This window comes from Bartonella melophagi K-2C (assembly GCF_000278255.1).
GTDB classification, from domain to species: domain Bacteria; phylum Pseudomonadota; class Alphaproteobacteria; order Rhizobiales; family Rhizobiaceae; genus Bartonella; species Bartonella melophagi.
This window is the reverse complement of sequence record NZ_JH725084.1, coordinates 59,815-60,663: the sequence shown is the minus strand read 5'-3', so window position 1 is coordinate 60,663 and position 849 is coordinate 59,815. Positions and strand designations below refer to the sequence as shown.

The window sequence follows — 849 nt, the reverse complement described above, 5'->3', positions numbered from 1 at the left end:
CACACACGAACGCTTTGATTACAAAATCAAACACTCCCATAAACGCCATATTCATCACAGTAGCATTAGCCCTCCCATCTCCCTCCATCTTAATCCCCGTCCCCCCACTTGTTAAATTAAATATCGTCGCCCCCCCTGCTCCCCCCATCACACTAGCCGTCCCCGTTCCCGTAAACTTTATCCCCGTCTTGACCTTACTAAAATCCGTACCCATCACCGTCACATTCCCCCCACCCTGCCCCCCCTCTATCCCCGTATTATTTCCCCCTCCACCAACCCTCTTCACCCCCCTATTCAATGTCACATCTCCCCCACCACTCACCTCAATCACAGCACCCCCATTTTTCCTAACTCCAATCGTCCCCCGATTCACAATAACAGAAGACCCTTTATCCTTAACCACTATCCCCTTATACACCTCTGTAGCAGTGACATTATTCACCGTCAGCTTCCCTCCATTTTCCACCTGAATCGCCGGATTACTATTACTCTGACCATTATCCGTAATCTTCAGCTCACTACTTACTATCGTAATATCTGCCCTCCCATGCACCTTCACAGCAGGCTCACCACTATTCGACGTCCCCCTCCCCCACGTCCCACTCATATCTATAGTTCTTATACCACTCAGCTGTCCATCTTTCCCCTTCCCATTACCACTCCCATCACACTCGATCCGCCCCTTATTATTATCACTACTACTCCCATTACCACTAGGATTAGCAACCCCATTACAATTCAGTCCAGCATAAACCTTATTTTGATCTGTAAGAAGAGCAAGACTAGCCAGAACAGCTGTCCCCCTCCACCTTAAGCCCCGTTCCAGTTCCCCCCTTTCCCTTAATCTCT

1 protein-coding gene is annotated in these 849 nt (G+C 49.1%); it reads right to left on the bottom strand.

Features of this window, described 5'->3' with window-relative positions:
• Positions 1-849: hypothetical protein (locus ME3_RS07030; RefSeq protein ID WP_007477831.1), on the bottom strand; the 849-nt coding region annotated here is incomplete at both ends.